This window comes from Streptomyces sparsogenes (assembly GCF_001704635.1).
In the GTDB taxonomy this organism is placed as follows: Bacteria; Actinomycetota; Actinomycetes; order Streptomycetales; family Streptomycetaceae; genus Streptomyces; species Streptomyces sparsogenes.
The window spans coordinates 1-26,984 of sequence record NZ_MAXF01000038.1 but is presented as its reverse complement, the minus strand read 5'-3'; the positions used below and the strand labels follow the sequence as shown (position 1 = coordinate 26,984).

Genomic DNA, 26,984 nt, shown 5'->3' with positions numbered 1-26,984 from the left:
AGACCGCCGAGACCCCCGAGACCGCCGAAAACCTCGAGACCTTCGACCCGGAGTCCGGAGCCCCCATGCCCTCTGCGCCCCCTCCCCGCGTCAGTGTGATCGTCCCCGCCTACAACGCGATGCCGGAGCTGACCCGAGCCATCACCTCCGCGATGGACCAGACGCTCGGCCTGGATCAGATCGAGATCATCGCGGTGAACGACGGCTCGACCGACGGCACCGGCGCGGAGCTGGAGCGCCTCGCGCACGGCTGCCCCGCGCTCCGCGTCGTCCACCAGGAGAACTCCGGATGCGCGGGCCGCCCCCGCAACACCGGCCTGGACCTCGCGCGCGGCGACTTCGTCTTCTTCCTCGACTCCGACGACTACCTGGGGCCGGACGCGCTGCGCCGCATGGTCGCCATGGCCGACGAGAACGGCACCGATGTCGTCCTCGGGAAGATCGCCTCGGTCGGGGGGCGCGCCGTCCCCCGTGCTGTCTTCAGCCACAACCAGCCGCGCACCGACGTCTTCTCGTCCGCCGCCTATCTGACCCTCGGCCCCTGGAAGCTGTTCCGCCGCTCCCTCATCGAGCGGCTGGGGCTGCGCTTCCCGCCGTACCGCAACTGCGAGGACAAGCCGTTCACCGTCGCCGCCTACCTCAACGCCTCCGGCATCTCCGTGGTCGCCGACTACGACTGCTACTACGTCCGCTACCGCGAGGACCGCAGCAACCTCACCCTCGTTGCCGGCGACCTCGTCCACCGCATGGACGGCATCGGCCTGTGCTTCGAGACCGTGGCCCGCTATCTGGAGCCCGGCCCGCGCCGCGACCGCGTCATGCGCCGCCACGTCGAGTGGGAGCTGTGCGGCCCGCTGCGCGGCCTGCTGTGGCGCGAGAGCGAGGAGGACGCGCGCGAGCGCTTCTACCCCCGCTTCCGGCACTGGGCGCGGACCTGGGCCACCGACGCGGTCTGCCGGCAGATCGACGCGCCGGACCGGCTCCTGGTCCATCTGCTGCGCGCCGACCGCTTCGAGGACGTGATGACGGTCGCGCGCAACGCCAAGGAGGACGCGCGGCGCGGGCACGTCGTCGACAAGGGCCGCGTCTACTGGGCGCACCCCTTCTTCCGCGACCCGGCCGCCGCCGTCCCCGACGAGTGCTTCGACGTCACCGACCGGCTGCCGGTCCGGCACCGCCTCGAGGGTGCGCGGTGGCGCGAGGACGGCGTGCTGGAGCTGACCGGCCACGCCTACATCGAGCACATCGCCGCCCGCCGGCCGGGCACCGAGCTGGTCCTGCGCCGCTACCAGTCCGACCGCCCCGAGGTCCGGCTGCCCACCACCCCCCGCCCGGCCCCCGGCCTGCCCGAGGACGGCAGGTACGAGATGGCGGGCTTCACCGCCGAGATCGACCCGGCCACCGCCGACGGCGGGGCGCCCCTGGAGCGCGGCCTGTGGAACATCTATCTGGACGTGCGCGCGCAAGGCGTCAGCCGCACCGCGCGGTTCGGCAACGACCGTGAGGGCGGCGAGGCCACACACCCCAGGCCCCGGCGCGTCGTGACGGGTCCGGAGGGGCGGGCCACCGTCGTCACGCCGTACTTCACCCCGTACGGCAATCTCTCCCTCGACGTCGGCCAGGTCGCCCACCACCTCGACGCGCCCTGCCAGGTCACCGGGGCCGCCTGGCGGCCCGGCAGGCGCGGTGTGCTGGTCGTCAGCGGGCGGCTGACCCGGGACGCGGCGGGGGGCGAGGGCGCCGGGCTGCGGCTGCGCGCCGAGAACGGGGCGGGGGAGGTGCGGGAGGCGCGGGCGCGGTACGGGGCGCCGGCATCCGACACCCTGTCCGACACCCCATCCGACACCCCATCCGACACGCCGTCCGACACGCCATGCGACGGCGACACCCCGGACTTCACCGTCCGTCTGCCGGTCAGAAGGCTCTCGAAGGGCCTGTGGACGCTGACCCTGACCATGGACGGTGAGGAGACCATGGACGGTGAGGAAGGTGACGGGGGCGGCGACCTCGATGCCCGCGCCGCGGTCGTGCCGCGCTTCGGCTCGCTGACCGGCACCCGCTGGCTCCGCTTCGGCCGCCCGTACTACGCCAAGCCGCTGGCCTGGGGGCCCGCCCCCGCGCTCGCCTTCGAGGTGGCGCCGGTCAAGGTCGCCACGGCCGTGCGGCGGCGACTGCGGCGGTTCCGTCCTTCGCGGCCCCGTTCCCGATCCGGTCTCCGCCTCGGTTTCCGCCTCGGTTCCCGACGCGGGAGGGGCGGGAGAGGTGCATCACCAGCGCGAGGTAGGGGGCGAGTGCCAGCAGGGTGAGCAGGCAGGCGCCGGTGGCGGCGGTAAGGCCCGCCACCACACACCGCGCGTCCCCGGTGGCCAGCGTCCCGGCGAGGCCGAGCAGCGCGGTCAGCTCGTAGCCGAGCATCCGCTGCCCCGGCCAGTCGACGAGCGACCGCGGCGGCCGGGCCGCGATCGGGAAGCGGCGCCGCCGACGGATCATCGTGCGCATCGCGGAGTGCAGCGCCTGGCCGCCCAGCAGACACATGACCAGCGTGATCGCGGCGGTCAGCCCGGTGTGGCCGGCCAGGTCCAGCCGGGCGAGCAGCATCAGCAGGCCGACGCAGCGCAGTTCGAAGCGGAGGGTCTCGCCGATGTGCAGCCGGCTGAGCCGGTCCAGCAGCCCGGGCTCGGTGCGGTGCAGGAACAGGTCGCAGCCCACGCCGAGCAGCCCGGCGGCGGCGAACGCCCAGCCGGCGCCGTACAGGGCGGCGAAGGGGGTCGCCGCGAGACAGCAGGCCATCACGAGGAAGGCGGCGAGGCCGAGGGCGGTTCGTATGCCAAGGCGCTCCATGATGCATGTGCCCTTCGCTGTGGATCATGCTTACTTACGCAAACATTAGGCGAATGATCCTCTCGGTACCTTTTATGTGACTCTGCGGGGGGTAGGGGGTTACGGCATTCGGCGCGCGGCGGGGCGGCGGATGTCGTACACCGGGCAGGGCGAGACCACTCCGTCTTCGGCGTGAAAGTCAGAGATGCCGAGGCAGGCGAATCCGGCTTTGGCCAGGACGCGGCCGGAGGCGAGGTTGGCGGGGCGGTGCTTGGCCGCCAGGCACTTCAGTCCGGTGTGGGCGAAGGCGAAATCGACAACTTGTTTCGCAGCCTGGGTGGCATAGCCGTTGCCCCAGCAGTCCTCACGGAGGATGTAGCTGAGGGTCCCGAGGCCCGGTTCCCGTACGCGGAGGGAGATCATGCCGATCACATCGCCGACGACCACGATGCCGAAGTCCCAGCGCGGGCGAGGGATGGATGGCCGGGGAGTCGCCCATGGCCAGCTCCCGCAGGGTCAGCATGCTCTGGCCAGCTCGGCGGCCGTGGGCCGGGCGCCGGGATCAGCGTTCAGCAGGCTGTGATGAGCTGCTCGAACTCTGGAAAGACCCATGGCCGTACGTCTTCCAGGCGGAGTGTGCGCCCTTTGGCGATAGCGTGGAGCTTGCCCAGGCGGTCGAGATCGTCCTCGTAGGCCACCGGTCGATGTCCTGTCCAGCACCAGAACAGAGACGCGCCCAGGCCCCACATGTCTGCCGCGGGCCCTGCTTGGACGTGGGTGTCGTCGCTGGTGGACAGGATGGCGTCGGCGACCTCGGGGGCGGTCGTGTGAGTGAGGGCGCCCCGGTACGGAATGCGCTCGTCCTGGCCAGGCCCGCAGGCCAGCGCGTAGTCGATCACCTCGGTGCTGCCGCTGTTGGTGACGAGGGTGTTGGTGGGCTGCACATCCGCGTGAGCCCAATCAGCAGCATGCATCGCCGCGAGGCGCTGTGCCCAGGTTCGGGCGATGCCGAGCAGCCAGGGCCGTACCGAGGGGCAGTCTCCCTCGGGCCCACGGGCGATCCTGAAGGCCCGCCACAGGAGCTCACCCTCGATCCACCGCACGGCCAGCCACCGCCCGTCCTCCCACGTACCGGACTCGATCCGGTACGCACGGTCGATGGCGTCGGCCTGGGTCAGCTGCAAGAGATGACGGTTTTCCTGCGCCAGTTTCTCGGCCTTGTCCCGGGCGCCTTCGGAATCCGGAGCGTTGGCCTTCAGCGCCATGTGGCCCTTGGGGGTGGCGACCTTCCATGCCCGAGAGCCTCGCCGGTCACTGAGCAGGCATGCGCTGACCGGCCCGAACCGGTCTTCCAGGGCTTTCACTGCCTCGGCAGGAGGTGGTGCGCCTATTCCTTGATCTCCTTCCAGTCATGCGGAATGCCTTCGAACGCATCTCGGCCGTCGTCGACGGCGACCGCCACGGCGGCAGGGAGATCCGGTGTCCGCTCCAGAAGTCGGGGATCGCGGGGCCGTACGGCGACCCGCACGGTGAGAAACGACACCGGGGGCGCCGGAATGTGGCGGCCGTGTTGGTCGGTCTTCTCCTCGCCCGCCGAGAATTTGCCGAACATCAGCCCCACTGGCCCGTACCGGTGCTTGAGGACCCAGTGAGGCCACGCCAGCGCATCCTGCCCGGCGCCGAGAACCACGATGTTCTCGCACATCAACGCGCCATGCGGCCGAGTCGCCAAGGGACGTACCCACTCCGCAGCCCGAACGCCGGCATGGAACACCTCCGTCTCGACGTCCGCGTCGACGTGCGGGGTTGTCACTGGGCTGCAGCCTTCTCCCCCTTGGCGGCGACATCGCCGCCGTCACCCGGGACCGGCGAACAGTCCCACTCGGCGACCACCACTCCGGTCTCCCGGTAGCCGGCCAGCGCCCTCTCGTCGACCTGACCGTCCTCGTCCGTGAACCAGATCTTGGGCAGCGGGCCGAACATCTCGCCGAACATCTCCTCGTACGCGGAGATCCCGCAGGGGCGGCCGGTCTGGGGGTCAGCGCAGGGCTTGGGTGACGCGCTGCTTCAGCCGCTTGTCGCGAAGGGTATCGGCCGTGCGCCAGGCGGCGTCGGTGACCTCTTCGGTCTGCAGCTCGCCGATGTCGGCGGTGGTGGTGAAGAGGAACCGGAAGTCGATGTGCTGGTGGTCCGGCTCGCCCTTGGCGTCGTTGGCCCCGATGGGGTGGACATCGATATGGAGGGGGCCTTCGCCCACCGGGGTGACGGTGTCGGCGGGGATGCCGGTCTCCTCGGTGAGTTCGCGGCGGGCGGCGTCGAGGAGGGTGGTGTCGTCGCTTTCGAGGTGGCCGCCGGGCAGGAGCCACTTGCCGGTGGCGAGGTGGTGGATGTGCAGGATGCGTCCGTTCGGGTCGGCGAGGATCGTGCCGGCGGTCGCGTGGCCGCGGAACTCCTTGCGGCTGGTGAGGTCGGCTCCGGCATCCAGGAGATCAAGGGCGGGTGCAAGGCCGGGCTTTTCCTCGGGGTGCCGGTCGAGGTAGGCGGTCAGGGTGGTGCGGATGTGGTCTGCCGTGATGGCCAAGTCGATCACCTGTTGAAGTAGGAGAGCCAGGCTGCCGCGATGGCGGCTCGGTCGGGTGCGGGGACCTTGTGCATGCCGGGGGCGAGGTCGTCGCGGATGAGCATCCTGATCGAGGCGAGTATCTCGGCTTGGACCAGGAAGATGAACGGCCCGACGCTCGCGCCATGCAGGAAGTTGACGGCGTTTCCGCCGTTCGCCAGGTAGAAGTAGTGACCGGTGGTCTGGTAGCGGGTGACGTGGTCGCCGACCATCGTGCGGGTGTAGACCTCCGGCAGGCCGGCAAGCTCCAGCTCGTCCTCACTGCTGGTGACGGTGGCGACGTAGGCGCCGTTGCGGAGGTGGGGGAAGTCCTCGCCGCGCAGGGAGACCGCGCCGGTCGCGCAGAGCACCAGGCCGGCTCCGGCCAGCGCGGCCTCGCGGTCGCGGGCGACGCTGAAGCCCTGGGAGAGGGCCTGGGTGCGGCGGACGGGGTCGATGTCGAAGACGGTGACCTGGACGCCCTTGGCGTGCAGCAGCCGGGCGATGGAGGAGCCGAGTTTGCCGAAGCCGATGACCAGCGCTGGGCGGCCGTGGAGGATGTCGCCGCGGCTGCGCATGACGGCCTCGGTGGAGAAGACCACAGACTGGCCGACAAGGAAGTCCTCGGGGTCCTTCAGCGGCGAGCGGGCGACGGAGATCACCGGGCAGGGCACCTTTTCCAGGTCCTGGTAGCGACGGTGGCCGTTCTCGGTGTCCTCGATCACGCCGAGGAGGCGGCCGGAGAAGCGTGCGTGGAGGTCGACGAGGCTGGGGGCGAAGTAGCCGCCGACGTCCAGCAGCAGCAGGCCCTCCCCGCCCGCGCGAGACTCCATGTAGTCCAGCGCTGTGTCGGGGTCGGCGAACAGTTCACGGGAGAGCGTGTCGACCGGAACGGTCTGCTCGACTTCGTGCCGGGCAGTGGGGTCGATCGACTTGGGCTTGGGCAGCACCGCCCGTAGCCGGCTCATGGCCGCAACTGCGCGGACGAAGGCGGGTCGCTCCGGCAGCAGGTGGGTGACCAGGAAGGACGCGGCCTGCTCGCCCGGGGCAAACTGGGCGGCGATCTTGGCGAAGTAGGCGTCCAGCCGGGCGCGTTCGAAGGATTCCATGGGTTGTTCCCTCTCATCCGTCAGTGCGGACCGTGTGTGCATGGAAAGCTGGGGCTGGGGGTTCAGGTGGTACGGACGACGCCGAACAGGAGCCGGTCGGCAGCGAGGACGGCGTCCATCTGCATCCGGGCCTCGACCGTCTCCGAGGTGTCGTGGTCGGTGCGGCTGGGCGGGTGGGCCAGCAGAACGTGCGCGACGTCCTGGCCGTCCGATGCCGTGCCGGGCCAGGTCCAGGCTCCGAGCGAGGCCAAAAGCCCCGGCCTCGGCCCGTCGAGCGGGCCTGGGCTGAGGGTCAACATGCCGCCTCTCGGATGGCGGCGGCCTTGAAACGCGACCAGACGATCTTGCCGAATGGCTGGCGGCTCTCGACTCCCCAGGCATCGGCGAGCATCTCGACGATCAGTAAACCGCGGCCCGAGGTGTCCGCAAGGTCCGGGTGGCGGACGTGCGGCCGGTGACCGTCGCGGCGTGGGTTGCGGCTGTCGTGCACTTCCAGACGTACGAAGCCGTCGTCGCCTGTCAGCTTGACGACGAAGCCGTGCCCGGGCTCCGTGCCGTGGACGAGCGCGTTGGAGGCCAGCTCGGAGACGCACAGCCGGATATTGTCTGCGGGCCCGTCCAGGCCCCAGGCCGTCAGGGCGGCGGTGGTGAACTCGCGGGCCAGGCCGACGGACTCAGGCTTGGCGTCGAAGTACTTCTGCGTCATCAACTCAGGCATGGCCGACCCTCACGTTTCGGCGTCGAGGACCTGGCTGCGACGGCGAGTTCGACCTGTGCTGGGCGGGCTGGCAGTGTGGTGACCGCCGGGCGGGGCCTGCGGGGGCCGCGGATCAGCAGCAGCCGGGCCCCAGCCGCCTCGATTCGCCTGGCCTGGTCAGCCGCTATGCGTTTGGGCCCGAGGTGGGATTCGGCCGGCAGTACGACGCCGTAGGTGTCGGGCAGCGCGAGCACGTCCAGCAGGCCGGTGAACGCCACCGTCGCCGAGGCGGAGCGTTCGGTGAACACCCCGGACAGTTGCAGCTCGTGCTGGCGGCAGTACTCGGCCAGCGAGGCGGTCAGGGCCTCCTGCCGGGCCGACGCCGCCCGCACCAGCCGCAGGTAGCCGTAGACGACCGGGCCGGCGACGCCGCGATGCTCGGTGAGGGGTTCCATGCCGTTCAACCGTCCAAAGTGGCTTGGGGAGCGTGATATTCCGAGCCTGACGCCACCTCAGCCGGCGGAGAATGACCGGCTGTTGCACTTCCGTGGCACTTTCGCCTCCCGGCCCAGTGCCCCGTGCTTCCATGGCGATTCGGAAGGGAGCGATGCGTGGCGACCGTGCACCACTGGACCGGCCTGGAGGCCCGAGCCCTGCGTCTGGCTCTGCGGATGAGCGTGCGCGCGTTCGCCGAGCATCTCGGCGTCGGGGTCCGCACCGTCTCCAAATGGGAGAAGCTCCTTACTGTCACCGAGCCCCGCCCCGACACTCAGGCCATCTTGGACACCGCGCTGGCCCGCGCGGACGCCGCAGTGCATCTGCGGTTCGAGGTGAACCTGTCCGAGGCAGGCCGCCTCACCTCTGGTCTGAACCGGCGGGTGATCGTCACCGGCCCCCGGGCCTGGGAGTACGAGTCCTGGACCGACGACCTGGACCGGGTCGTCATTGCGCTGTCCTGCCAGAACTTCGCCTTCGCAGACACCCTGCTGAACCGCTGGCTCGTGCGCTTCAAGCCGCTGGAGCTGGACGACAAGGGCTTGTATCTGTTCGCCCGCTCCACCGCTCTCCTCGGCGACCTGCGACGCGACCGGGGCGCCGTGATCGGACCGCTGTCGGCCCAGCACTCCTATGCCGACGCCCGCTCGGTCTTCACCCAGCTCGACATCCCCCGCCGCGTCGCCCAGCTCGACCTTTCCCTGGCGGTCGTCGCCGAGATGTCCGACAAGCTGGAGATCGCTGCCCGCCAGTACGAAACCCTCACCGTCGACGACCGGCTCTCCCGCCGCGACCGGGCCCGGGCCAGGTTGTGGGTGGGAACCGCGCTGAGCAAGGACGGAAACCACGACTATGCCGCCCGCGTCATGCTGGCCGCGACCCGCGAGTTCGAGGATCTGGGCGAAGTGGACGACTGGTCAGTCGCCCACCAGAAACTCGCCCTCGCCCATCGCGGGGTCGGCCAACTGGATCAGGCCCTGCACTTCATCGGCATCGCCCGCAGCACCGGCATGACCGAGTCGCCAATGCAGCGCGTGCGGTTGGACACCGCTCACGGTCACATCCTGCTGTCCGACCCGGCCACCCGGGATGATGGGCTGCGCGTGCTCGACGACGCCGCGAAGCTGGCCGCAAAGGTCGGACTGAGCCACCAGCTCCGCAGCATCGAGAGCATCCGGACGATGACCGAGGGGGCAATCGGCCCCCGACGACGGTGACCAGGGAGATGCAGCGTGACGGACAACCAGTGGGCCCTCACCGAGGACCAGCGGCAGCAGGCCAAGCTGATCTGGGACTACCATCAGATGCGCCACCAGGTCCGCCCGGCCGATGTCGGGATCGGCTTGGGCAGCCACGACTTGGGGGTGCCCGCCTTCTGTGCCCGCCTGTATCGTGCCGAGTTCTTCCCGGCCTTGGTCTTCACCGGCGGCCCTAACCCCACTGCCCCCGAGCGATTCCCCCGCGGTGAAGCCGTCCACTTCCGCGAGCACGCCATCGAACTCGGCGTCCCCGACGAGGCGATCCTGGTCGAGCCCAAGGCCCGCAACACCGGCCAGAACATCACCTTCTCCCGCGAGGTCCTGGCTGCCGCCGGCATCAAGGTGAACACCGTGCTGTTGATCTCCATGCCGTATATGGAACGACGCTCCTTCGCCACCGCCTGCAAGCTGTGGCCTGAGGTCGAGGTGATCTGCGCCTCGGAGCCGCTGGAGTTCGACGACTACCTCAAGAGCATCGGCGACGAGAAGCTCGTCACCGACCAGCTCGTCGGCGACCTCCAGCGGGTGATCGAGTACCCCAAGCTCGGGTTCGCCATCGAGCAGGACGTCCCGGAGGACGTGCATGCCGCTTTCGAATCTCTCATCCGCGACGGCTTCACCAGTCGCCTCATCTCCTGAGCTCCCACCTGTCGGCGGGCTGTGCGTGATCCACCAGCCCAACCTCTTCCCGCGACTGACGACGCTGGCCAAGCTGTTCGCGGCGGACTACTGGATCGTCCTGGACGATGTTCAGTTCACCCGCCGCGACTACCAGCACCGCACCCGCCTGGCGGCCCTGGACGACCCGCAGCGGCACCAGTGGCTGACCATCCCCACCCACCTGCCCAACGGCCGTCAGACCGCCATCCGCGACGCTGTGATCGCCGACCCCACCCGGTCCCGCAGGCGCCTGGCCCAGATGCTGCCGCACTACTACCAAACCAGTCCGCACTGGAGAGCCTTCGGCCAACTTCTCGAACCACTCCTCGGCCTGGTCACCATCACCGACAAGACCGCGCAGGTCGCGGAGGCATCCACGCGCCTCCTGCTCAGCCTGCTTGGCTGGAGCGGGCAGATCGTCCACAGCAGCGATCTGCCCTCCCGCCCCGGACGTTCCCTGCGGCTCGCAGACCTGGCCGAGGCCACCGGCGCCCGCGGCTATCTGTGCGGGACCGGCGGCATGAAATACTTGGAGACCGACCTGTTCACCGCCTGCGGCATCGAGGTGACCCCATTCCGGCCGCCCACCTCCGGACGGTGGCAGGCCGCGCGAGAGATCACCGCGGTCCACTTCCTGATGCAGCTCGGCCCCGAAGCCCTGGCTGACCAGATGCGGGCCGCAGCCCATCAAAGCGAAGTGCGGCCCGTCGCTTGAGCGATACCTTCAAGGTCGGCATCCGCTCACCGGTCCGTCGGCTGCGCGGCTCGGTGCGGGCAACGTGAACGCTCGCGGACTACGGCCCAGGCGCGCGGCGGGCCAGGGCGGCCAGGCCCGCGAGTCCCGCGCGGAGCCTGCGGGCGGCGTGCCGCCGGTGGGCGGCCGGGCCGCGCGCCGGCCGGCGGCCCGGGGGCGGGTACGGGGCGTTCCAGCCGCCGGGGAAGGGGGAGCCGGCGGGGGTGAGGAGGTTCGTCGTCTCGTCGCAGGCCAGGATCGCGATCAGCCACCGCCGCACCGCCCGGTGGAAGCCGGGGGTCAGCGGTTCCGGGGCGAGCAGCCAGTCGCGGCACTGGCCGCTGACCGCGCGCCGGTAGCCGCGCTCGTCGTAGCGGCTCCAGGGCGCCTCGGGGGTGATGGGGTGCAGGCCGTATCCGAGCGCGACCAGCGGGGCCAGCGACCGGCGCAGCGCGTCGTGGTCGGCGCTGGGCAGCAGCTCGCAGACGATCCACGGGCGGTGGCGGTCGACGGTGCGCAGCGCGCCCTCCAGCACGGCCGCCTCGAAGGTCTCCACATCGATCTTGACGAGGTACGGGGCGGCGCCGCGCTCCGCCGTGAAGGCGTCGACCGTGGTGACCGGGACCGGCACCGACCGGGTGTGTCTGCGGTGCGCGCTGTTCAGCGAGTTCGAGGACTCCGACTTCTCGGACAGATACAGCTCGGCGGTCCCGGGCGCCGAGGACACCGCGCTCTCCACCACCTCGTACGACAGCCGGTTGCACTCGCGGACGCGGCGGCACAGCCCGGCGATGTCCGGCGTCGGCTCGAACGCGTACGTCCGCAGCCTGCCGCGCCCGTAGACCGCGCTGATCAGCGCCGAGTACAGCCCGATGTGCGCCCCGATGTCGTACACCGAGCTGCCCGCCGGCGCCCGCTGGGCCAGGGCCAGCAGCGTGGCCTGGGTGGTCGGCTCGTAGCCCGCGAGACCGGCCCGGCGCAGCTGCCGCTGCACGGCCGTCTGCTTGCGGCTGAGGACGTTCAGCGCCCGCGGGTAGGGGCCCTCGGCCGCGATGACGTCGGGGTTCAGCGGGAGGGTGATGGCGAGGGGCATGGCTGGCGGGCCTCCTGGCGGGCGATGGCCCGCTCCAGCGGGCTGGGGACCGGGAAGTAGGCGTCGAGGAAGGGGCGGAGCAGGGCCAGCTGGTCCGCGAGATCCCGCTCGCACGAGACCGTGTCGTTGAGGCAGAACGCCTGGCAGTGCCGGGACCGCAGCAGCCGGGCCAGCCGGGCCGGGATGCCGGGCCGGGCCAGGTCGAAGTAGTCGTAGCGCAGCGGCGCGGGGACGGCCCGGCCGGTCAGGAAGGCGTAGTAGTGGTGGAGCGCGGAGGGCAGCGAGATGTCCGAGGTGCTGCGCACCCGGCTGGCCATGGTGGCGCGGTACGGGCCGGGGAACTCGCGTTCGATCTCGGCGAGGACGCTTCTGCGCAGCGCGTGCGGGGTGTGCTTCAGCTTCTGTGTCACCGTCGCCCCGAACCGCGCCTCCAGCAGGGCCCGGTTGTTCTTCCCGGCCGCCGAGACGGGGACGTCGCCGGGGTGGATGGGGCCGAGCGGGATCAGCGCGCGGGAGAGGAAGAACTTCGTCATGCCGTTGGCCAGGAAGAAGTCCTGCGGGGTCACCGGCGAGCCGAGGAAGACGTCGTCGTTGAAGTACAGGAAGTGCTCGGACAGCCCGTCGATGTGGTGCAGCCGGGTCTCGATGGCCTGGGAGTTGAAGGTGGGCAGGACCCTCGGGTCGTCGAAGATCTCGCGGTGGTCGACCACGGTGATCCCGGGGTGTGAGCCCACCAGCCACGGCGGCACCTGGTCGTCGGTCACCAGGTAGATGTGGCGCACCCAGGGGGCGTACATGTGCAGGGAGCGCAGCGAGTAGCGCAGCTCGTCCCGGTTGGCGTAGCGGGCGTCGTTGGCCGCCTGCTCGTGGTACGGCCCGTCGGCGTCGCAGGCCGTCACCTCGGCGCGCCGCCTGCGCCAGGCGGGGTCCGAGCCGTCCACCCAGGTGTAGACGACGTCGATGGGGAAGCGGATCTCGTCGGGCAGCCGGGTGGTGAACTCCGGGCGGGTGCGCACCAGCGTCGCCGGCTGCCAGCCCTCGGCCGGGGCCAGCCGGGTGAACAGGTGGCCCGGCGCGTGCACGGCCGCGCCGGCGGCGGGCACGGAGGCGGTGGTGCGGTTGGCGCGCGGCGCGATCAGCAGGTCCTCCTCCCCGGCCTCGGCCCGGCCCCGCTGCCAGAACTCGATGTCGCAGCCGTGCGCCACGCCCAGCACCAGGCCCGCGCCGGGGCCGGTGCCGGGGCCGGCGCCCGGGCTGGCGTGGAAGCGCGTGAAGCGGACGACGGGGGCGGTGGCCAGCCGCCGCCAGGCCTGGGGGGAGCCGCCGGGCCGGGGCACGGTCCCGGGGCGCTTGCCGCGCGCGGGCAGCGACACATAGCCCGCCTCCCGGGCGCACAGCTCGACGAGCGCCGCGACGACCCGCGGCCGCTCCGCGGCGGGCACCCCGACGGCGGAGGAGACGTTTCCGTACGCGCGGACCACGAAGTGGTCGATCCCGGCGCGCTCCAGGGCCTCGCACACCAGCCGCAGATTCTCCGCGCGCGCGTGCAGAGGGGTGGGCACCGGGGTGACCTGGGCGACCCGCAGGCCGTGCCGGTCGGCGACCACGATCCGGTCCGTCACGATCAGCAGCCCCGCCCGGCGCAGCCGTCGCCGCCCCCACCGCAGCCGCAGCGCCCCGGACGCGGCGGAGAGGCGGCCCAGGCCCCGCAGGGCCGCCCGGCGCAGCCCGGTGCCGGTCACCGCGACCACGGCGCGGCGGACGGGCAGCGGGACCTTGCGCCGGTAGCCGCGCACCAGGGGCGGGGTGTCGGTGTGCCAGGGCAGCGGACGGGGGGCGGGCGGTGTGGTGCGGGGCATCCTGGGTCCTGGTCTTCCGGGCGCGGGGTGGCGGTCGGGCGAGGCGGCGGGGGCGGCCGGCGGTCGGGCGAGGCGGCCGGGGGCGGAGGAGACGGGGCGAGGGGCGGCGGAGACGGGGCGAGGGGTGGCCGGGCGGGTCACGGGGGCGCCGGGGCCGGCGCCTGGGCCGCGGCCGGGCGGCGCGCGCTCGGGGCGGGGGCGGGGCGGCGGTCGGCGAGCGGCACGACGGGCGGCAGGGACTCGGAGGGCTCGCCGAGGAAGACCCGCCGCACCACGCGCTCCGCCGCCCGCCCGTCGTCGTGGGGGCAGAAGCGCGCCCGGAAGGCGGCGCGCCGGGCGTCATGGCGCGGATCGCACCAGGCGGAGGTGGCGAAGACCTCGATCAGCTCGTCCTCGGAGCGGGTGACCGGGCCGGGCGGGGCGGTGGTGATGTCGAAGTAGGTGCCGCGGGCGGCCCGGTAGGCGTCCCAGTCGTCGGCGTGGATGACGATGGGGCGGTCCAGGTTGGCGTAGTCGAACATGATCGACGAGTAGTCGGTGAGCAGCGCGTCGGCGGCCAGGCACAGCTCCTCGACGCCGGTGTGCCCCGAGACGTCGATCACCCGCCCGCCGGCCGCCTCGCCCGGCAGGCCATGCGCCCCATCCGCCCCAACCGCCCCGTGCGGGCCGTCCGGGCCGTAGAAGTAGTGCGGCCGGACCAGGAAGACGAAGCCGGGGCCCAGCGCGCGGGCCACCCGCCCCAGGTCCAGGCGCGGCAGATACCCGCGCTGGTAGTCGCGGTGCGTGGGCGCGTACAGCACGGCCGTGGCACCCTCCGGCACCCCGAGCCGCTCCCGCACCCGCGCCACGTCCTCGGCGGTGGCGCGCTGGAAGACGTCGTTGCGCGGGAAGCCGTACTCGAGCGTGGCGTAGCCCGACGGGTAGACCCGCTCCCACACCAGGGTGGAGTGGCGGTTGGCGGAGAGGCTGAAGTCCCAGTGGTCCACCCGCTCCAGCAGCTCATTGAAATCAATGGAGCGGGCGGCCGCCGGGCGGTCCAGCAGGTCCAGGCCCATGTGCTTGAGCGGGGTGCCGTGGTGGGTCTGGAGGTGGATCTGGCCGGGCCGCTTGCGCAGCCGGGGCGTGAAGTTGACGTTGTTGACCAGGTACGCGGCGCGGGCGAGCGCCGTCCAGTACGCGGGCGAGCCCGGGTGCAGCCGGCGCACCCCGGGCGGCAGGGTGTGCGCGTGCTCGCGGGTGGTGATCCAGGCGGTGCGGATGTGCGGCGCGAGTTCGCGGACCTTCGCCTCGATCGCCGCCGGATTGCAGGCGTAGCCCTTGTTCCAGTACGCCGCGAACACGGCGAGCCGCCGGTCGAGGGGGCGCAGCCGCTGCACCCGGTAGTGCGCCCGCAGCGCCACGGCGCGCAGCCGTACGTACGCGGCCGCCCCGAGCTCCGCCGCGCGCCGCCGCATCCGGTCGGCGCCGCGCAGGAACTGGAAGACCCGGCGCGCCCCGATGCGCAGCAGCAGCCCCCGCCACCAGGCGCGCCCGGGCGGGCTGGTCGCCCCGCCGGGGCGGTAGCGGCGGTGGTGCGCCCCGGCCCGGCGGAAGAACTCGGCGCGCGCCCCGCGCGGCAGCCGCCCGGGTGAGGTGAACACGGCGGCGAGGTGGTCGAGCATCCGCTGGAACAGCGCGGGCCGCCAGTGGGCCAGGTCCGGGCGGCTGTCCAGGAACCGGAAGACCCGGTCGTACTGGTCGAAGACGTCCAGGTGGCGGCGGCTCGGCGTGCGCAGGATGCCGCCGCGCCGCCGCTGCCGGTAGTGCACGCACACCCGGTCGAGCACGGCGAGCGAGCGGGCGGTCAGCAGCACGGGGTAGGTCCAGGGCGTGTCCTCGTAGTAGCCCGGCGGGAAGGTGAACCCCTCGCGCGCCAGGAAGTCCCGCCGGTACGCCTTGTTCCAGGCCACCATCAGCAGCCGCAGCAGCTCGGGCCGGTCGTCCAGCCGGAAGCTCTCCGGCCCGCTCTGGCGCAGCAGCTCCGCCCGTACGTTCCGCACCGCCCGGCCCGTCCAGTACACCCGCGCGTAGTCGAACAGCAGCACCTCCGGCTCCCCGGTGGCCGCCAGCCGCTCGGCGATCGCCCGCAGCGCGCCGGGCGCCAGCGTGTCGTCCCCGTCGAGGAACAGCACATAGTCCCCGGTCGCCCGCCCCAGCCCGGCGTTGCGGGCCGGCCCGAGCCCCACGTTGTCCGTCAGGTGCACCGGCCGCACGCGCGGATCGTGGGCCGCGGCGTCGTCGATGATCGAGCCGCAGGCGTCGGGGGAGCGGTCGTCGACCGCGATCAGCTCGAAGTCGGTGAAGTCCTGCGTGAGTACCGAGCGCAGGCAGTCATGGAGGTAGGGCTGGACCTGGTACGCGGGCACGATGACGCTGAACCGGGGCAAAGCGCATCCCATCGGTCGAGGCGGCGCGGATGTGGTTTATCAGCATCATCGGACCGTAGGCTCAACGCGGGGAGACGCGTGCCGCGGGGGCGCGGAAAGCAACCCGTTCGGCGCAGCGGCGCAGCGGCGCCGCCCGCCGGCGGAAACGGTTCGGGCGGGGCCGGGCCCGCCGGCGGAAACGGCTCGGGCCTGCCGCCCCTTTCCGGGGCGGCAGGCCCGAGAACTCTCAGGTGTAGGGGTTGTCGGCCCGGTTGCCGCCGTACAGCGTGGGACTCTGGCCTCCGCCGTTCTTGGCATAGACCACGGCCCTGACCGACCGGATCTTCCAGCGGGCCTCGAAGTGCAGGTTGGGGAAGCGCTTGTAGCCGTCATGGCAGGTCCACCCGCTCGGCAGCCAGTGGACCGGGCCGCCCCAGCGGTTCTCGTTGAAGCCCTCGACCTGCAGTTGGATGCCGACGGTCTTCCCGTCGCACTTGGTGTCCTTCACCGACATGGTGATGTTGGGGAGTTTCTTCTCGCCCCAGGTCACCGTGGCGCTGCCGCACCCCTTCGCGCCACAGGCGTCACTGCGCCCCGTCGCGGCGGCCACGGCGGAAGTGTCGTCGCCGGTCGGGGCCGCGCTCGCGGCCGGGGAGGCGGCGGCCATCGCCGAACTCCCGAGGATCCCGGACAGAGCCGCTGCCACCGCGACAGGCGCCCGCCATAATCCGTGCCGTTTCGTCTTCATGTCTCTCACCCCGTGGGTTGGTCGGTCGGAGGGGGCAGGGAGCCCGCTTCGCCCGCCGATACGGGCGATAGGTGCCCCATGTCCAGGGCGAGACGCTAGTCACGGTATGGCCGGGAGTCGTTAGCGGAGAGTGCCAGCCGCTTACCGCTGGGTGCCAGTCCGCGGCACGCGGGTCAGGCGTCGAGGGGGCGCCAGACGGCCCCGTTCGCGCCGGGGCGGACCTGGCCGAACACCACGTCGGCGAAGTGGATGCCGAAGCCGATGGTGTCGGGCTCCTGGAGCTCGGCGACGAGCCGCCGGCGGAAGCCGGCGGACTCGGGGGAGTCGTGGTCGACGACCGAGCCCCACTCCGGGTGGCCGACCTGGATCGGCGAGTGCAGGGCGTCACCGAAGGCGAGCAGCCGCTTCCCGCCCGAGGTGATGACGTACGCGGCGTGGCCGGGCGTATGGCCGGGGACGAACCGCACCCGGACGCCGGGGAAGACCTCCTCGCCGTCCGAGACGGTCCGGACGTACGGCTCCAGCGCGGCGAGCGCCTCCTTGCCGGTGCCGTGTGCCTCGAGGAGGTGGCGCTGGGACCATTCGGGCTCGGCCACCAGGTAGTCGGCGTGGGCGAAGGCGGGGCGGTCGCCGCCCGGGGCGGGGTGCTGGGCCCAGCCGAGGTGGTCGACGTGCAGGTGGGTGAAGGCGACGGCTTCGACGTCCCGCGGCCGGCGGCCGAGCGCGGCCAGGTTGTCCAGGAGCGCGCCGCCGTGGATGGCGCCGATCGGGGCGCCGGGCTCGGCCGGGAACGACTGCGGTCCGAAGCCGGTGTCGATCAGCAGCGCCCGGTCGCCGCGCTCGACCAGCAGGCCGCCGATGCCCGCCGCGAGATGGCCGGACTCGTCCAGGTACTCGGGGTGGGCGGCCCACACCGCGTCGGTGGTGTCCGGCAGCCAGCCGCGCGGGGTCAGCTGCACCGACCCGTCCGGTACGTACGTCACCCTGGTCTCGCCGAGTCGCAGGGACCGGATGCGCGACGGCCTGCGCAGCCGCTCGTTCGTGTTCGTCATGGCCGCAACCATAAGCATCAAGTTAGAACTATTCAAGCTAGCAATATGCAGGCTTTACGAACTTGCTAGAATGACCGGCATGACGAACCCGGAAGCGCAGGCCATCGCGGAACGGCAGCTGTGCGGCCTCGTGAACGGGGTGGCCCACCAGATCGCGGAGCACCTGCGGCAGCGCGCGGCCATGCTGGGGCTCACCGCGGCTCAGGCGACCGCGCTGCGCGAGCTGAGCGGGCCGATGACCATGAGAGAGCTAGCTGAGCGCATGAGCTGCGAACCCTCCAACGCGACCTTCGTCGTCGACAAGCTGGAGAAGCAGAGCCTGATCGAACGCCGCCCGCACCCCACCGACCGCCGCGCCAAGCAGCTCGTCCTCACCCCCGAAGGCACCGCGCTCCGAGGGCGGCTCCTCGAACTCCTCGGCGCGGACTCTCCGCTCGCGGGGCTCACCCAGGACGAGCAGCAGACCTTGCAGAAGCTGCTCGAACGGGCCACCGCCCGCCCCGCCACACAGCACTGAGCCGAACACAGCACTGAGCCGGCCGGCCCTCGGCGGGCCGACCGGCTCAGGAGATCGGGTGGCTCAGCGGGGTGCGGTCACTTCACCGCGCCCGCCATCACCCCCGCGACGAACTGCCGCTGGAAGGCGAAGAACACGGCCAGCGGGATCACCATCGAGATGAAGGCGCCCGGCCCCAGGATGTCGATGTTGTTGCCGAACTGCCGCACCTGCTGCTGAAGGGCCACCGTGATGGGCGGGTTGCCGCTGTCCGCGAAGATCAGCGCGATCAGCATGTCGTTCCACACCCACAGGAACTGGAAGATGCCGAGCGAGGCGATGGCCGGCCCGCCCAGCGGCATGACGACCCGTATGAAGAGCCGCAGCTCACCCGCCCCGTCCAGCCGCGCCGCCTCCAGCAGCTCACGCGGGATCTCCGCGAAGAAGTTCCGCAGCAGGAAGATCGCGAAGGGCAGACCGAAGGCGGTGTGGAAGAGCACCACGCCCGTCGTCGTCTGGAAGATCCCGATCTCGCCGAAGAGCTTGGCGACCGGGATCAGCGCGACCTGCACCGGCACCACCAGGAGGCCGACGACCACCAGGAACCACCAGTCGCGGCCGGGGAAGTCCATCCAGGCGAAGGCGTAGCCCGCCAGCGCGCCCAGCACCACCACCAGCACCGTGGCCGGGACGGTGATGGCGAGGGTGGTCCACAGCGAGTCGGTGATCTGCTGGTTCGACAGCAGATCGTCGTACGCGCCGAAGCTGAGCTGCCCCGGATCGGTGAAGACCTTCCACCAGCCCGAGACGGCCACCTCGGAGGGGTCGCGCAGCGAGGAGAGCAGCAGCCCGATCGTGGGCATCAGCCAGAACAGCCCGATCAGGACGAGGAAGACTTGCAGCGCCCCGCCGCCGGCCCGGGCCGCGATCCGCGCGGCGAGCGACTGCTTGGCTGGTACGACCGTGTCCGCGCTGGTCATCGGCGGCTCTCCCTTCGGATCCGGCGGATGTTGAAGAACATGACGGGCGCCACGAACACCAGCAGGAACACGGCGATCGCGCTGCCGAGACCCTGGTTGACATCGGTCCCGAAGGAGGACTGATACAGCTGGAGGGCCAGCACGTTCGCCTCGTCCTGGCTGGCGCCCGGCGCGATGATGTAGACGAGGTCGAAGATCTTCAACACGTTGATCATGAGGGTGACGACGACCACCGACAGCACCGGCGCCAGCAGCGGCACCGTGACCCGGCGGAAGACCTGCCACTCGTTGGCGCCGTCCATCCGCGCCGCCTCCAGCAGCTCGCGCGGCACGCCCGCGAGCCCCGCCGCGATCAGCACCATCGCGAACCCGGCCCAGATCCACACGTACGAGCCGATGATGGCCGGCGTGACCAGCGACGGGCCGAGCCAGTCCACCCCGTTGTACGGCTCGCCGAAGTTCCAGGCGGGCAGGCGCAGCTGGGCGCCCTCCGCCTTGGCCGGGAGGGTGTACGTACCGTCGGCGCGGGACGTGGTCTTGGCGACGACCTTGCCGTCCTTGACCGCCTCGATCCTGACGTCGGCGAGCGCCTTCTCGCCCTTGTCCAGCACGTTGTGCTCACCGCGGTCGCCCCTGGTGAAGTCGAACCAGACGGTGCCGGTGACCTTCCCGGCCTCCGGCTTCGCGGCCTTGGCGTCCTGCGCGCCGCTCACGTCGTCGCGCTTGGCGGCGACCAGCGGCAGCGAGAGGGGTGTGCCCGCCTTCGCCGTCGCCTCGGTGGTGAACGCCCCGCCCGAGGACTCGGTCATCCCGGCGTCGGGCCGGGGATGGGCGCCGGGGAAGGGCGGCGACTCGTTGAACGTGTCGTGCACGCTCACCCAGACGGCGTTCGCCACGCCCCGGTCCGGGTCCGCCTCGTACACCAGGCGGAAGATGATGCCCGCGGCGAGCATCGAGATCGCCATCGGCATGAAGACGATCAGCTTGAAGGCCGTGCCCCAGCGCACGCGCTCGGTGAGCACGGCGAAGATCAGGCCCAGGGCGGTGGCCACGGAGGGGGCGACGATGACCCAGACGATGTTGTTCTTGATCGCCGTCATCGTCGCGTCGTCGCTGAACATCTCGCGGTAGTTGTCCAACCCGACGAACCCGTCGCCCGACGCGTCGAAGAGACTGCGGTAGACGGAGTAGCCGATCGGGTAGACGACGAGCGCGCCCAGCAGCACCAGCGCGGGCAGCAGGAAGATCCCCGCCACCCACAGTCGGGTGCCCGTGATGCTTTTCTTCTTCTTGTCCTTCACTTGCGCAGGCGTTGCGCGGCCAGGTGCTGCCGCGCCGCCCGCTGTCGCGGTCGACATGATGTGGATCTCCCGGTCGCGTCGTCAGTTCCGGTACGCCTTGGCGGCATCGCGTTCCAGCTGGCGTTGAATGCCCTCGACGTCCTTGGGGTTCTTCAGGAAGTCCTGGAGCGCTTTCCACTCGCCCTGGGCCGGCTTGCCGCCGAACGAGGCCGGGGCCTGGTCGGACATGTCGAAGCGGAAGTCGTCACCCGCCGCGATCACCGCCTTGGCGATCTTGCGCAGCGGCTCATTGGGGTAGACGCTCAGGTCCAGCTTCCTGTTCGCCGAGACGAAGCCGCCCGCCTGGGCCCAGACGTGGGCGGCGTCGGGCGACGCCAGGAAGGTCAGCAGCGCCTGCGAGGCCTCGCTGTTCTTCAGCGCCACGGCCACGTCGCCGCCGGTGACCACCGGGGCCGTCTTGCCCACGGCCGGGAACGGGAAGACCTTCGCCTCCGAGCCCAGTTGCGCCCCCGCGTCGGAGACGTTGGCCGCGGCGAAGTCCCCCTCGAAGACCATCGCGGCGTCCGGCTCGGCTGCGTTGGAGAAGGCCTTGACGACCGAATCCGGGAACGCCGTCTGCAGTGCGCCGGACCTGCCCCCCGCGAGCAGCCCCTTGGCGCCCCACAGCTCGGCCAGCGTGGTGAGCGCCTGCTTCACCGAGGGGTCGGTCCACTTGATCTTGTGCTGGGCGAGCAGGTCGTACTTCTCCGGACCCGCCTGGGAGAGATAGACGTTCTCGAACCAGTCGGTGAGCGTCCAGCCGTCCGCGCCGCCGACGGAGACCGGGTCGGTGCCGGAGTCGGAGATCAGCTGCGCCTGGGCGAGGAACTCCTTCCAGGTCTTCGCCTCCTTCGCCCCCGCGTACGCGAACGCGGAGGTGTTGTACCAGATCAGCGACTTGTTGCTGACCTTGAAATAGACGCCGTACTGCTTGCCCTTGTACGAGCCGAGCTCCTGCCAGCCCTTCGAGAAGTTCTTGGCCAGCTCGGCCTTGGTGGCGTCATTGACCGGCTTGGCCCAGCCCTTCTGCGCGAACTCGCGCAACACGCCGACCTGGCCCACCAGCGCCACGTCGGGCGGCTGGCCGCCCGCCATCTTCGAGCCGACGAAGCCCGCCATGTCGTCGCCGCTGGGCACGAACGACACCTTGGCGCCGGTGCGCTTCTCGAACTCGGACAGCACTTTGGTGAAGTTCTTCTGCTCGGTGCCCGTCCACACGGCCGTGACCTGCAGCTGCTTGCCCTTGAGATTGGGCAGCTTGACGGTCACGGGCGGTGGGCTGCCGCTGTCCGCCTCCCCGCTGTCGGTGCCGCAGCCCGCGGCGGTGAGCATCAGCGCCCCCGCCGAGCACAGGGCCAGCGCGGCTCGTGCCGAACGCCTGCCGCGCTTCCTGCGAAGCGATGTGAGCATCCCCGTTGTCCTCCCAAATCGGCCACCCTGCGGCCGTGTCCCGTGCCGACAGTCCTACGCCCGGTCACGGTCCGTCGCAATACCGTTTTCTGCGGTAACTCTCTGATTGTGACCGGCCCGTGATGAACAGTCAGGAAGGAACCGGGCAGGGGTGGTCAGACAGGAGGTTGGGAAGATCGATTCCGAAAATCGGACGGGTCGGATGGGGCGGGGGCGCGCGGGGGTGGTTGTGGGGCCGGTGGCTGTGCGGGTGCGGGCGGCGGTTCGGCCGGGCTCGGGCGCGGGCGGGGACGCGGGCGGGGTGCCGGTCAGGCTCGGGTGCGCGGGCGGGGCAGGGTGCGGCTCGGTGTGGTCAGGCTTGGGGTGCGGGCCGGGCTCGGGTGCAAGCGGGCTCGGGTTCGCGGGCGGGCTTGGGTCCGCGGGCGGGCTCGGGTGCGCGGGCGGGCTTGGGCGCGGGCGGGGCAGAGCCCGCCGGCGGGCTTAGGTGCGGGCGGGCTCGGGTGGGCGGGGGCGCGGCGCCGGGTGGGCGCCGCGCCCCCGCGCGTGGCTCGAACCGTAGCGGGTCAGATGAGCGCGGGCGCGGTCGGCGCGCCCGCCGACTGCGCCGCGCGCTGCAGCGCGCTGGCGAGCAGGGCGAGGTCCGTGGGCCCGTTGCCCAGCTCCCGCACCTGGCGGCGGGCCGGCGGGTCGCCCATCCGCTCCCAGTCGACCGCCACGACGGTGGGCCGCTGTGTCGCCGTACGCGGTATCCGCCCGGTCACTCGACCCGCCTGGAACGGCGCCGCCGCGCCGTCCTCGCTCCGCCGGTACACCAACTGCCCGCGGCCGGGGGCGGGCGGGGCGGCGCCCTCCGCCGACCCGGAGCCGCCGCTCTGGCCGCCCTGGCCGCTCTGGCCGACGGGACCGGCGGAGCCGGTCGGCGCCGGGGACGCCAGGGGGCGGGCCTCCAGGGTGACCCACAGCCCGGCCCGCTCGGCCGCCGCCGTGTCCGCCGTACGGTCCGGGCGGCCGGACGCCGCGATCAGATGCACCCCGAGGCGCGCCCCGTCGCGGGCGACCGCCTCCAGCGCCCGGACGACCGACCCGGCCGCCGGGCGGCCCGGGCTGCCCAGGGCGGGGGCGACCAGCGCGTCGAAGTCGTCGACGAGGACGACGAGCCGCGGCAGCGCGGTCGCCGGGGTTGTCGCGGCCGCCTCCATGTCCTGTCCGCCGGGCTGGGCGCACAGCCGCAAGGCGCCGCCCGGGCCGGAGTCGAGATCGCCCGCCCGGCGCGGCGCGACCACCCGCGCGCCGCCGCCCGTACCGCCGGCCGCGCCCATGTCCCCCGCCGGGCCCCCCGGTCCGTCGCCGCCCAGATGCCGCCCTGCGGCGCCGCTGGGGCTGCCGCCCACCTGCCGGGGCGGGGCGTCGCCGGCGCCGGTCCCCGCGCCGGCCGGGTGCCCGCCTTGGCCGCCTTGTCCGCCTTGGCCGCCTTGCCCGCCTCGGCCGCCTTGGCCGCGTGGCGGGGCGTCGCCCGTGCCGTGGACGCCCAGATGTCCGCCCGGGCTCTGCGCCGGCGCGTCACCCCGGCCTGCGCGGCCCCCCGGCCCGCTGCCCGCGGTCCGGTGCGCGGCGTCGAGTCGGTGGGCCGCCGCACCGCCACTCAGGTGTCCGCTCGCGCTCTCGGACGCGCCACCGCCCCCGCTCCCGGCGCTCCCGGCGGACGAGGCGCTCCGGGCGGGCGGGGGGCTTCCGGCGGGCGTGGCGCTTTGGGTGGGCGCGGCGCTTCCGGCGGGCGCGGCGCTCCCGGCGGACGCGCCGCTCCCGGCGGACGAGGCGCTCCGGGCGGCCGGGGGGCTTCCGGCAGACGCGGCGCTTTGGGTGGGCGCGGCGCTCCGGGCGGACGCGGCGCTCCGGGCGGGCGGGGGGCTTCCGGCGGGCGCGGCGGGGGCCTGGGCGTGCCAGGTCACGAAGTCCCGCTCGCCCAGCAGCTCCGCGCGGTGCTTGAGCTCAGAGCTGAGCGCCTGGGCGAACTCCCGCATCCGTACCGGGTCGGAGGCCGCCAGATATGTCGAGACCTGCGGCAGGTCCGTACACACCCGCAGCCCCTCGCCGCGCTCCGCGCCACCGCCGTCGACGAGCACGAGCCCGAGGCGGTCCGGGCGCTCGGCCGCCGCGAGCGAGGCGGCGAGCGAGCGCAGCAGCTCGGTCTTGCCGGTGCCGGGCCCGCCGCCGATCAGCAGATGCGGACCCTCGGCCACCAGGTCGACGGCGAGCGGGCCGCGCGGCCCCGCGCCGAGCACGGCCAGGGCCCGGCCTCCCGCCGGGACCTCGTCCGCGGCGGACGCCCAGCGGGCCAGCAGCGAGGCGGGGGTGGCCCGCGCCAGCCCCAGCTCGTCCAGCAGCCGCGAGGCGGGCGGCAGCGGAGCGGCCGCCGGGTGGCCGGAGCCGCCGCCCTCCGCGGCGGAGTCGGCCGGGCGCAGCGGCGCCATCGCCCGCGCGAACCGCTCGGCCCACGGGGCCGACACCGCGTCCACGGTCGCCACCGCGCCCGCGGCCACCTCGTGGCCGCCGCGGCGCACGATCTGCAGTCCCGTGGCCACGTCACCGCTGAGCAGCGCCGCCACCCCGCACGCGGTGAACACCGGGGACGCGGACGAGGCGGCCGCATAGCTCGCCGGCAGCGGTGAAGCGGGCGACGCGGCGGGCGCCTCCACGAGCGACACGAGGTGGATCCCGGCCGCCGGGCCGACCAGTGCCAGGGCCGCGAGCGTTTCGCGCAGCGCCGCCGGGCCGGGGTCGCCGTCCACGACCACCACGGTGTACGGGCCGGAGTGGTCCGCCGCGGCGGCGGCCACGGCCGCCGGGGAAGCGGCCGCCCAGCCGGGGCCGGGCCGCCCGTCCTCCAGCCGCCGCACCAGCTCGTTCGTACGGGCCGTGGCCTGCTCCGGGTCGTACGCCAGCAGCAGCCGGCAGTCCTGCCCGCGCAGCGGCTGGAGGTGGGGCAGCCAGCCGAGCCAGGACCACTCGGCGAGCCGGTCCGCGACGGGGCGCCGGGGGTCCGTGCTGACCAGGATGATCTCCAGCGCGGCGGGTGAGTGCAGCGCCGCGAGCTGCGCCACGACGGAGCGGGCGAGCCCGGCCAGGCGGGCGCGCGGGCCCGCCAGCCCCAGCGAGCCGGCCTCCCGCAGATCGACGGTCACGGGTGCGGCGGGCAGCAGTCCGCCGCCCGCGGCGGGCCGGTCGGCGGACCCCAGGCGCACGGTCAGCGCGTCCGGGTGTCCCTGGCCGCGCTCCCACAGGCGGGGGCCCGGGCCGAGCGCGGTCATCAGCACGGCGGCGGGGTCGGGCCACCGCTGCTGCAGCGCGGCGGCCTCGGCGGCCGCCTGCGCCGCGACGCCCCCGGCCCCGTCGCCGCCGGCCTCCTCCCGCTCACCCGCGCCCAGCCCCGAAGCGAGCCGCCGCGCCCAGGCCCCTATCCCACCCCGCCGCCGCACCTGCGCCCCGGCAACGTCATAACCACTCGGCCGCGCCCCGCCCGCAGCGCGCCCGCCGGGCACCCCGGGACGACCTGCGCCCTGCCCGCCGGCCGCCCCCGCCTGCCAGGCGTCAGCCGCCCCGCCTGCGGCGGGCCCACCGACTGCTCCGGGGTGCCAGCTGGTGGGCTGCTCGTGGGGTGCCCCCGTGCGCCAGGTGTCTGCCGTGCCCGCGGCTTGCCCGTCGGCTGCTTCGGGGTGCCTTCCGCCGGTGGCCTGCCCGCCGGGCACGCCCGCGTGCCCGGCGCCTGCCGTGCCGCCCGCTGCGCGTCCGCCGGGTGCTTCGGCGTGCCAGGCGTCCTGGGCGCCGTGGCTTGCGGTGTGGGGAGGGGGCGCGGTGTCGCCTGCGCCCTGCCCGTCGGGCGCTCCCGCGCGCCAGGTGTCTGCCGTGCCGCCTGAGGCGGGCCCGCCGGCTGCTCCGGGGTGCCTTCCGCCGGTGGCCTGCCCGCCGGGCACGCCCGCGTGCCCGGCGCCTGCCGTGCCGCCCGCTGCGCGTCCGCCGGGTGCTTCGGCGTGCCAGGCGTCCTGGGGACCGTGGCTTGCCGGGCGGGCAGGCGATGCGGGGCCACCCGCTGAGTGCCCGCCGGGCGCGCCCGTGTGGCCCGCTGGCTGTCCATGCGGCGCTGTCGTGGGGGTGGGGCTTGTGGCTGGGTGGGGTGGGTCTTCGGGGCGGTCGCGGCCTGGTGTGGTCCGGGTCCGGGCCGTCGGGCCTTCCGCCACGGCCCAGGGGCCCTGGCCCATCCCGGCGGCGCCGTAATGGGTCGGGTTCTCGTCCGTCCCCGGCGGAACGCGGTCGTCCGCGGCCGGAGCGCCGGCCGGCGGGCGGTGGGCGGTGTGGCTGTGGCCGTGGCTGTCCGGGGACGCCTGCCCCCCGTGGGCGCTCCGGTCGTGGGGCGGCCACCCGGCCGCGTCGTCCGGCGCGGCGGGGGCGCGGACGCCGCGTCCGGCGCTCGGGTCGTGGGCGGTGGGCTGAGCGGGGACGCCGTGCGGCGGGGGCCATGGGGCGCGGGGGGACGCGGCGGGGGCCTGGGCCGGCGCCCCTGGGGCCGCTGGCACGCTCCCGCCGGCCACGGGCGCCGCGCCCGCGAGTGGCTGGCGTCCGCCGGGGAGCCAGTCGCCCTGGCCCGTGGTCGTCCGGCCCGGGGTCGTGGGGCTGGCGGTTAGGGAGCCCGGGGTCGTGGGGCCGGTGGCCGGGGAGCCCGGGGTCGCCCGGCCCGTGGGCGCGTCCGACGCGTGGGGTTGGGCGGCGGCGACGCGTAGGTGGCCCTCGCCGTCCGGGTGGGCCGGGAGGTGGTCGGGTGGGGTGGGGGAGGGGGCGCGCAGGCGCAGGGCGGACTCACCGATGCGCAGCAGCGCGCCCGCGGGCAGGGGGACGGCGTGGGGGCCGACGGGGGCGCCGTCGACCGCCGTGCCGTTCGTCGAGCCGAGGTCGGCGATGGTGACCCGGCCGTCGTCGGCGACGGTCACCGCGCAGTGCAGCCGGGAGACGTCGGGGTCGTCGAGGGGCACGTCCGCGTCCGCGGAGCGGCCGATGCGGACCTGGCCGCCGTGCAGCAGGTGGACGCCGCCCGCGTCGGGCCCCGCGACCACGTCGAGCCGGACGGTCGCGTCCGCCGCCGCGGCCTCCGGCAGGCCCCCCGGATGGCCCGGACTGCCCGGGTGGCCCGCAGACCCCGGCTGGCCCGCAGCCCCCGGGTGGCCCGCCCGGGTGGCC

23 protein-coding genes are annotated in these 26,984 nt (G+C 73.3%); 5 read left to right on the top strand and 18 right to left on the bottom strand.

Annotation, left to right across the window (positions count from 1 at the left end; all coding sequences use genetic code 11):
- Positions 1 to 65 precede the first annotated feature (65 nt).
- Positions 66 to 2,306 (top strand): glycosyltransferase family 2 protein, encoded by a 2,241-nt coding sequence (locus BBH68_RS08165; RefSeq protein WP_065960216.1) that lies wholly within the window; start codon positions 66 to 68, stop codon positions 2,304 to 2,306.
- Positions 2,307 to 2,940: 634 nt separating this feature from the next.
- On the opposite strand, the gene BBH68_RS08160 is transcribed toward BBH68_RS08165, so the two are convergent.
- The 9 genes from BBH68_RS08160 to BBH68_RS08120 form a co-directional block, all read right to left on the bottom strand.
- Positions 2,941 to 3,297: a GNAT family N-acetyltransferase gene (locus BBH68_RS08160; RefSeq protein ID WP_079150868.1), complete on the bottom strand. Its 357-nt coding sequence runs from the start codon at positions 3,295 to 3,297 to the stop codon at positions 2,941 to 2,943.
- 92 nt (positions 3,298 to 3,389) lie between these two features.
- Positions 3,390 to 4,085, bottom strand: a complete 696-nt coding sequence (locus BBH68_RS08155; RefSeq protein ID WP_245737954.1) for a protein kinase domain-containing protein — start codon at positions 4,083 to 4,085, stop codon at positions 3,390 to 3,392.
- A 122-nt stretch (positions 4,086 to 4,207) separates the two neighbouring features.
- Positions 4,208 to 4,633: a hypothetical protein gene (locus tag BBH68_RS08150; RefSeq protein WP_174588991.1), complete on the bottom strand. Its 426-nt coding sequence runs from the start codon at positions 4,631 to 4,633 to the stop codon at positions 4,208 to 4,210.
- Positions 4,630 to 4,815: a hypothetical protein gene (locus tag BBH68_RS08145; protein WP_065960212.1), complete on the bottom strand. Its 186-nt coding sequence runs from the start codon at positions 4,813 to 4,815 to the stop codon at positions 4,630 to 4,632. Before BBH68_RS08145 ends, BBH68_RS08150 begins: the two co-directional genes overlap by 4 nt.
- 43 nt (positions 4,816 to 4,858) lie before the next feature.
- Positions 4,859 to 5,410 carry an NUDIX hydrolase gene (locus tag BBH68_RS08140; RefSeq protein WP_342673123.1) on the bottom strand — a complete coding sequence of 184 codons (552 nt, stop codon included), beginning with the start codon at positions 5,408 to 5,410 and terminating at the stop codon, positions 4,859 to 4,861.
- Entirely contained in the window at positions 5,407 to 6,528 is a 1,122-nt protein-coding gene (locus tag BBH68_RS08135) for an adenosylhomocysteinase (protein WP_065960208.1), read from the bottom strand. The genes BBH68_RS08140 and BBH68_RS08135 overlap by 4 nt, the downstream gene beginning before the upstream one ends.
- Positions 6,529 to 6,590: 62 nt before the next feature.
- Positions 6,591 to 6,779 (bottom strand): hypothetical protein, encoded by a 189-nt coding sequence (locus BBH68_RS08130; protein WP_065960207.1) that lies wholly within the window; start codon positions 6,777 to 6,779, stop codon positions 6,591 to 6,593.
- Between the two features lie 41 nt (positions 6,780 to 6,820).
- Complete coding sequence (locus tag BBH68_RS08125; protein WP_104531244.1) at positions 6,821 to 7,234, bottom strand: ATP-binding protein; 414 nt, start codon at positions 7,232 to 7,234, stop codon at positions 6,821 to 6,823.
- Positions 7,234 to 7,680: a hypothetical protein gene (locus BBH68_RS08120; protein ID WP_065960204.1), complete on the bottom strand. Its 447-nt coding sequence runs from the start codon at positions 7,678 to 7,680 to the stop codon at positions 7,234 to 7,236. The genes BBH68_RS08125 and BBH68_RS08120 overlap by 1 nt, the downstream gene beginning before the upstream one ends.
- A gap of 156 nt (positions 7,681 to 7,836) precedes the next feature.
- On the opposite strand from BBH68_RS08120, the gene BBH68_RS08115 reads away from it, so the two are divergent.
- Genes BBH68_RS08115 through BBH68_RS08105 form a run of 3 tightly spaced genes read left to right on the top strand, consistent with a single transcriptional unit; the run spans position 7,837 to position 10,354 of the window.
- The gene (locus BBH68_RS08115) at positions 7,837 to 8,937 is read left to right on the top strand and encodes a helix-turn-helix domain-containing protein (RefSeq protein ID WP_065960202.1); all 1,101 of its coding nucleotides are present in this window, start codon (positions 7,837 to 7,839) and stop codon (positions 8,935 to 8,937) included.
- Between the two features lie 15 nt (positions 8,938 to 8,952).
- On the top strand, positions 8,953 to 9,618 hold the full coding sequence (locus tag BBH68_RS08110; RefSeq protein ID WP_065960201.1) for a YdcF family protein: 666 nt from the start codon (positions 8,953 to 8,955) through the stop codon (positions 9,616 to 9,618).
- A gap of 25 nt (positions 9,619 to 9,643) precedes the next feature.
- Entirely contained in the window at positions 9,644 to 10,354 is a 711-nt protein-coding gene (locus BBH68_RS08105) for a WbqC family protein (protein ID WP_342673122.1), read from the top strand.
- Positions 10,355 to 10,433: 79 nt separating this feature from the next.
- Here the strand turns inward: BBH68_RS08105 and BBH68_RS08100 are convergent, their stop codons facing one another.
- The 5 genes from BBH68_RS08100 to BBH68_RS08080 all read right to left on the bottom strand — a co-directional run bounded on the left by BBH68_RS08100 (position 10,434) and on the right by BBH68_RS08080 (position 17,529).
- Positions 10,434 to 11,465 (bottom strand): FkbM family methyltransferase, encoded by a 1,032-nt coding sequence (locus tag BBH68_RS08100; RefSeq protein ID WP_065960200.1) that lies wholly within the window; start codon positions 11,463 to 11,465, stop codon positions 10,434 to 10,436.
- Positions 11,438 to 13,324, bottom strand: a complete 1,887-nt coding sequence (locus tag BBH68_RS08095) for a stealth family protein (protein ID WP_065960198.1) — start codon at positions 13,322 to 13,324, stop codon at positions 11,438 to 11,440. Before BBH68_RS08095 ends, BBH68_RS08100 begins: the two co-directional genes overlap by 28 nt.
- Positions 13,325 to 13,461: 137 nt before the next feature.
- Positions 13,462 to 15,750 (bottom strand): bifunctional glycosyltransferase/CDP-glycerol:glycerophosphate glycerophosphotransferase, encoded by a 2,289-nt coding sequence (locus tag BBH68_RS08090; protein WP_065960196.1) that lies wholly within the window; start codon positions 15,748 to 15,750, stop codon positions 13,462 to 13,464.
- A gap of 226 nt (positions 15,751 to 15,976) precedes the next feature.
- Positions 15,977 to 16,435: a hypothetical protein gene (locus BBH68_RS08085; protein WP_141712968.1), complete on the bottom strand. Its 459-nt coding sequence runs from the start codon at positions 16,433 to 16,435 to the stop codon at positions 15,977 to 15,979.
- Between the two features lie 215 nt (positions 16,436 to 16,650).
- On the bottom strand, positions 16,651 to 17,529 hold the full coding sequence (locus BBH68_RS08080) for an MBL fold metallo-hydrolase (protein WP_211301902.1): 879 nt from the start codon (positions 17,527 to 17,529) through the stop codon (positions 16,651 to 16,653).
- A gap of 79 nt (positions 17,530 to 17,608) precedes the next feature.
- Here BBH68_RS08080 and BBH68_RS08075 point away from each other — a divergent pair, with 79 nt between their 5' ends.
- Complete coding sequence (locus tag BBH68_RS08075; RefSeq protein WP_425428789.1) at positions 17,609 to 18,046, top strand: MarR family winged helix-turn-helix transcriptional regulator; 438 nt, start codon at positions 17,609 to 17,611, stop codon at positions 18,044 to 18,046.
- Between the two features lie 77 nt (positions 18,047 to 18,123).
- Here BBH68_RS08075 and BBH68_RS08070 read toward each other — a convergent pair whose 3' ends face one another.
- The 4 genes from BBH68_RS08070 to BBH68_RS39015 form a co-directional block, all read right to left on the bottom strand.
- The gene (locus BBH68_RS08070; protein WP_065960189.1) at positions 18,124 to 19,005 is read right to left on the bottom strand and encodes a carbohydrate ABC transporter permease; all 882 of its coding nucleotides are present in this window, start codon (positions 19,003 to 19,005) and stop codon (positions 18,124 to 18,126) included.
- Positions 19,002 to 20,363: a carbohydrate ABC transporter permease gene (locus BBH68_RS08065; protein ID WP_065960187.1), complete on the bottom strand. Its 1,362-nt coding sequence runs from the start codon at positions 20,361 to 20,363 to the stop codon at positions 19,002 to 19,004. The genes BBH68_RS08070 and BBH68_RS08065 overlap by 4 nt, the downstream gene beginning before the upstream one ends.
- Positions 20,364 to 20,387: 24 nt before the next feature.
- Entirely contained in the window at positions 20,388 to 21,755 is a 1,368-nt protein-coding gene (locus BBH68_RS08060; protein WP_065960186.1) for an ABC transporter substrate-binding protein, read from the bottom strand.
- Positions 21,756 to 22,318: 563 nt separating this feature from the next.
- Positions 22,319 to 26,984: FHA domain-containing protein (locus tag BBH68_RS39015; RefSeq protein WP_141712967.1), on the bottom strand; the 4,666-nt coding region annotated here is incomplete at its 5' end.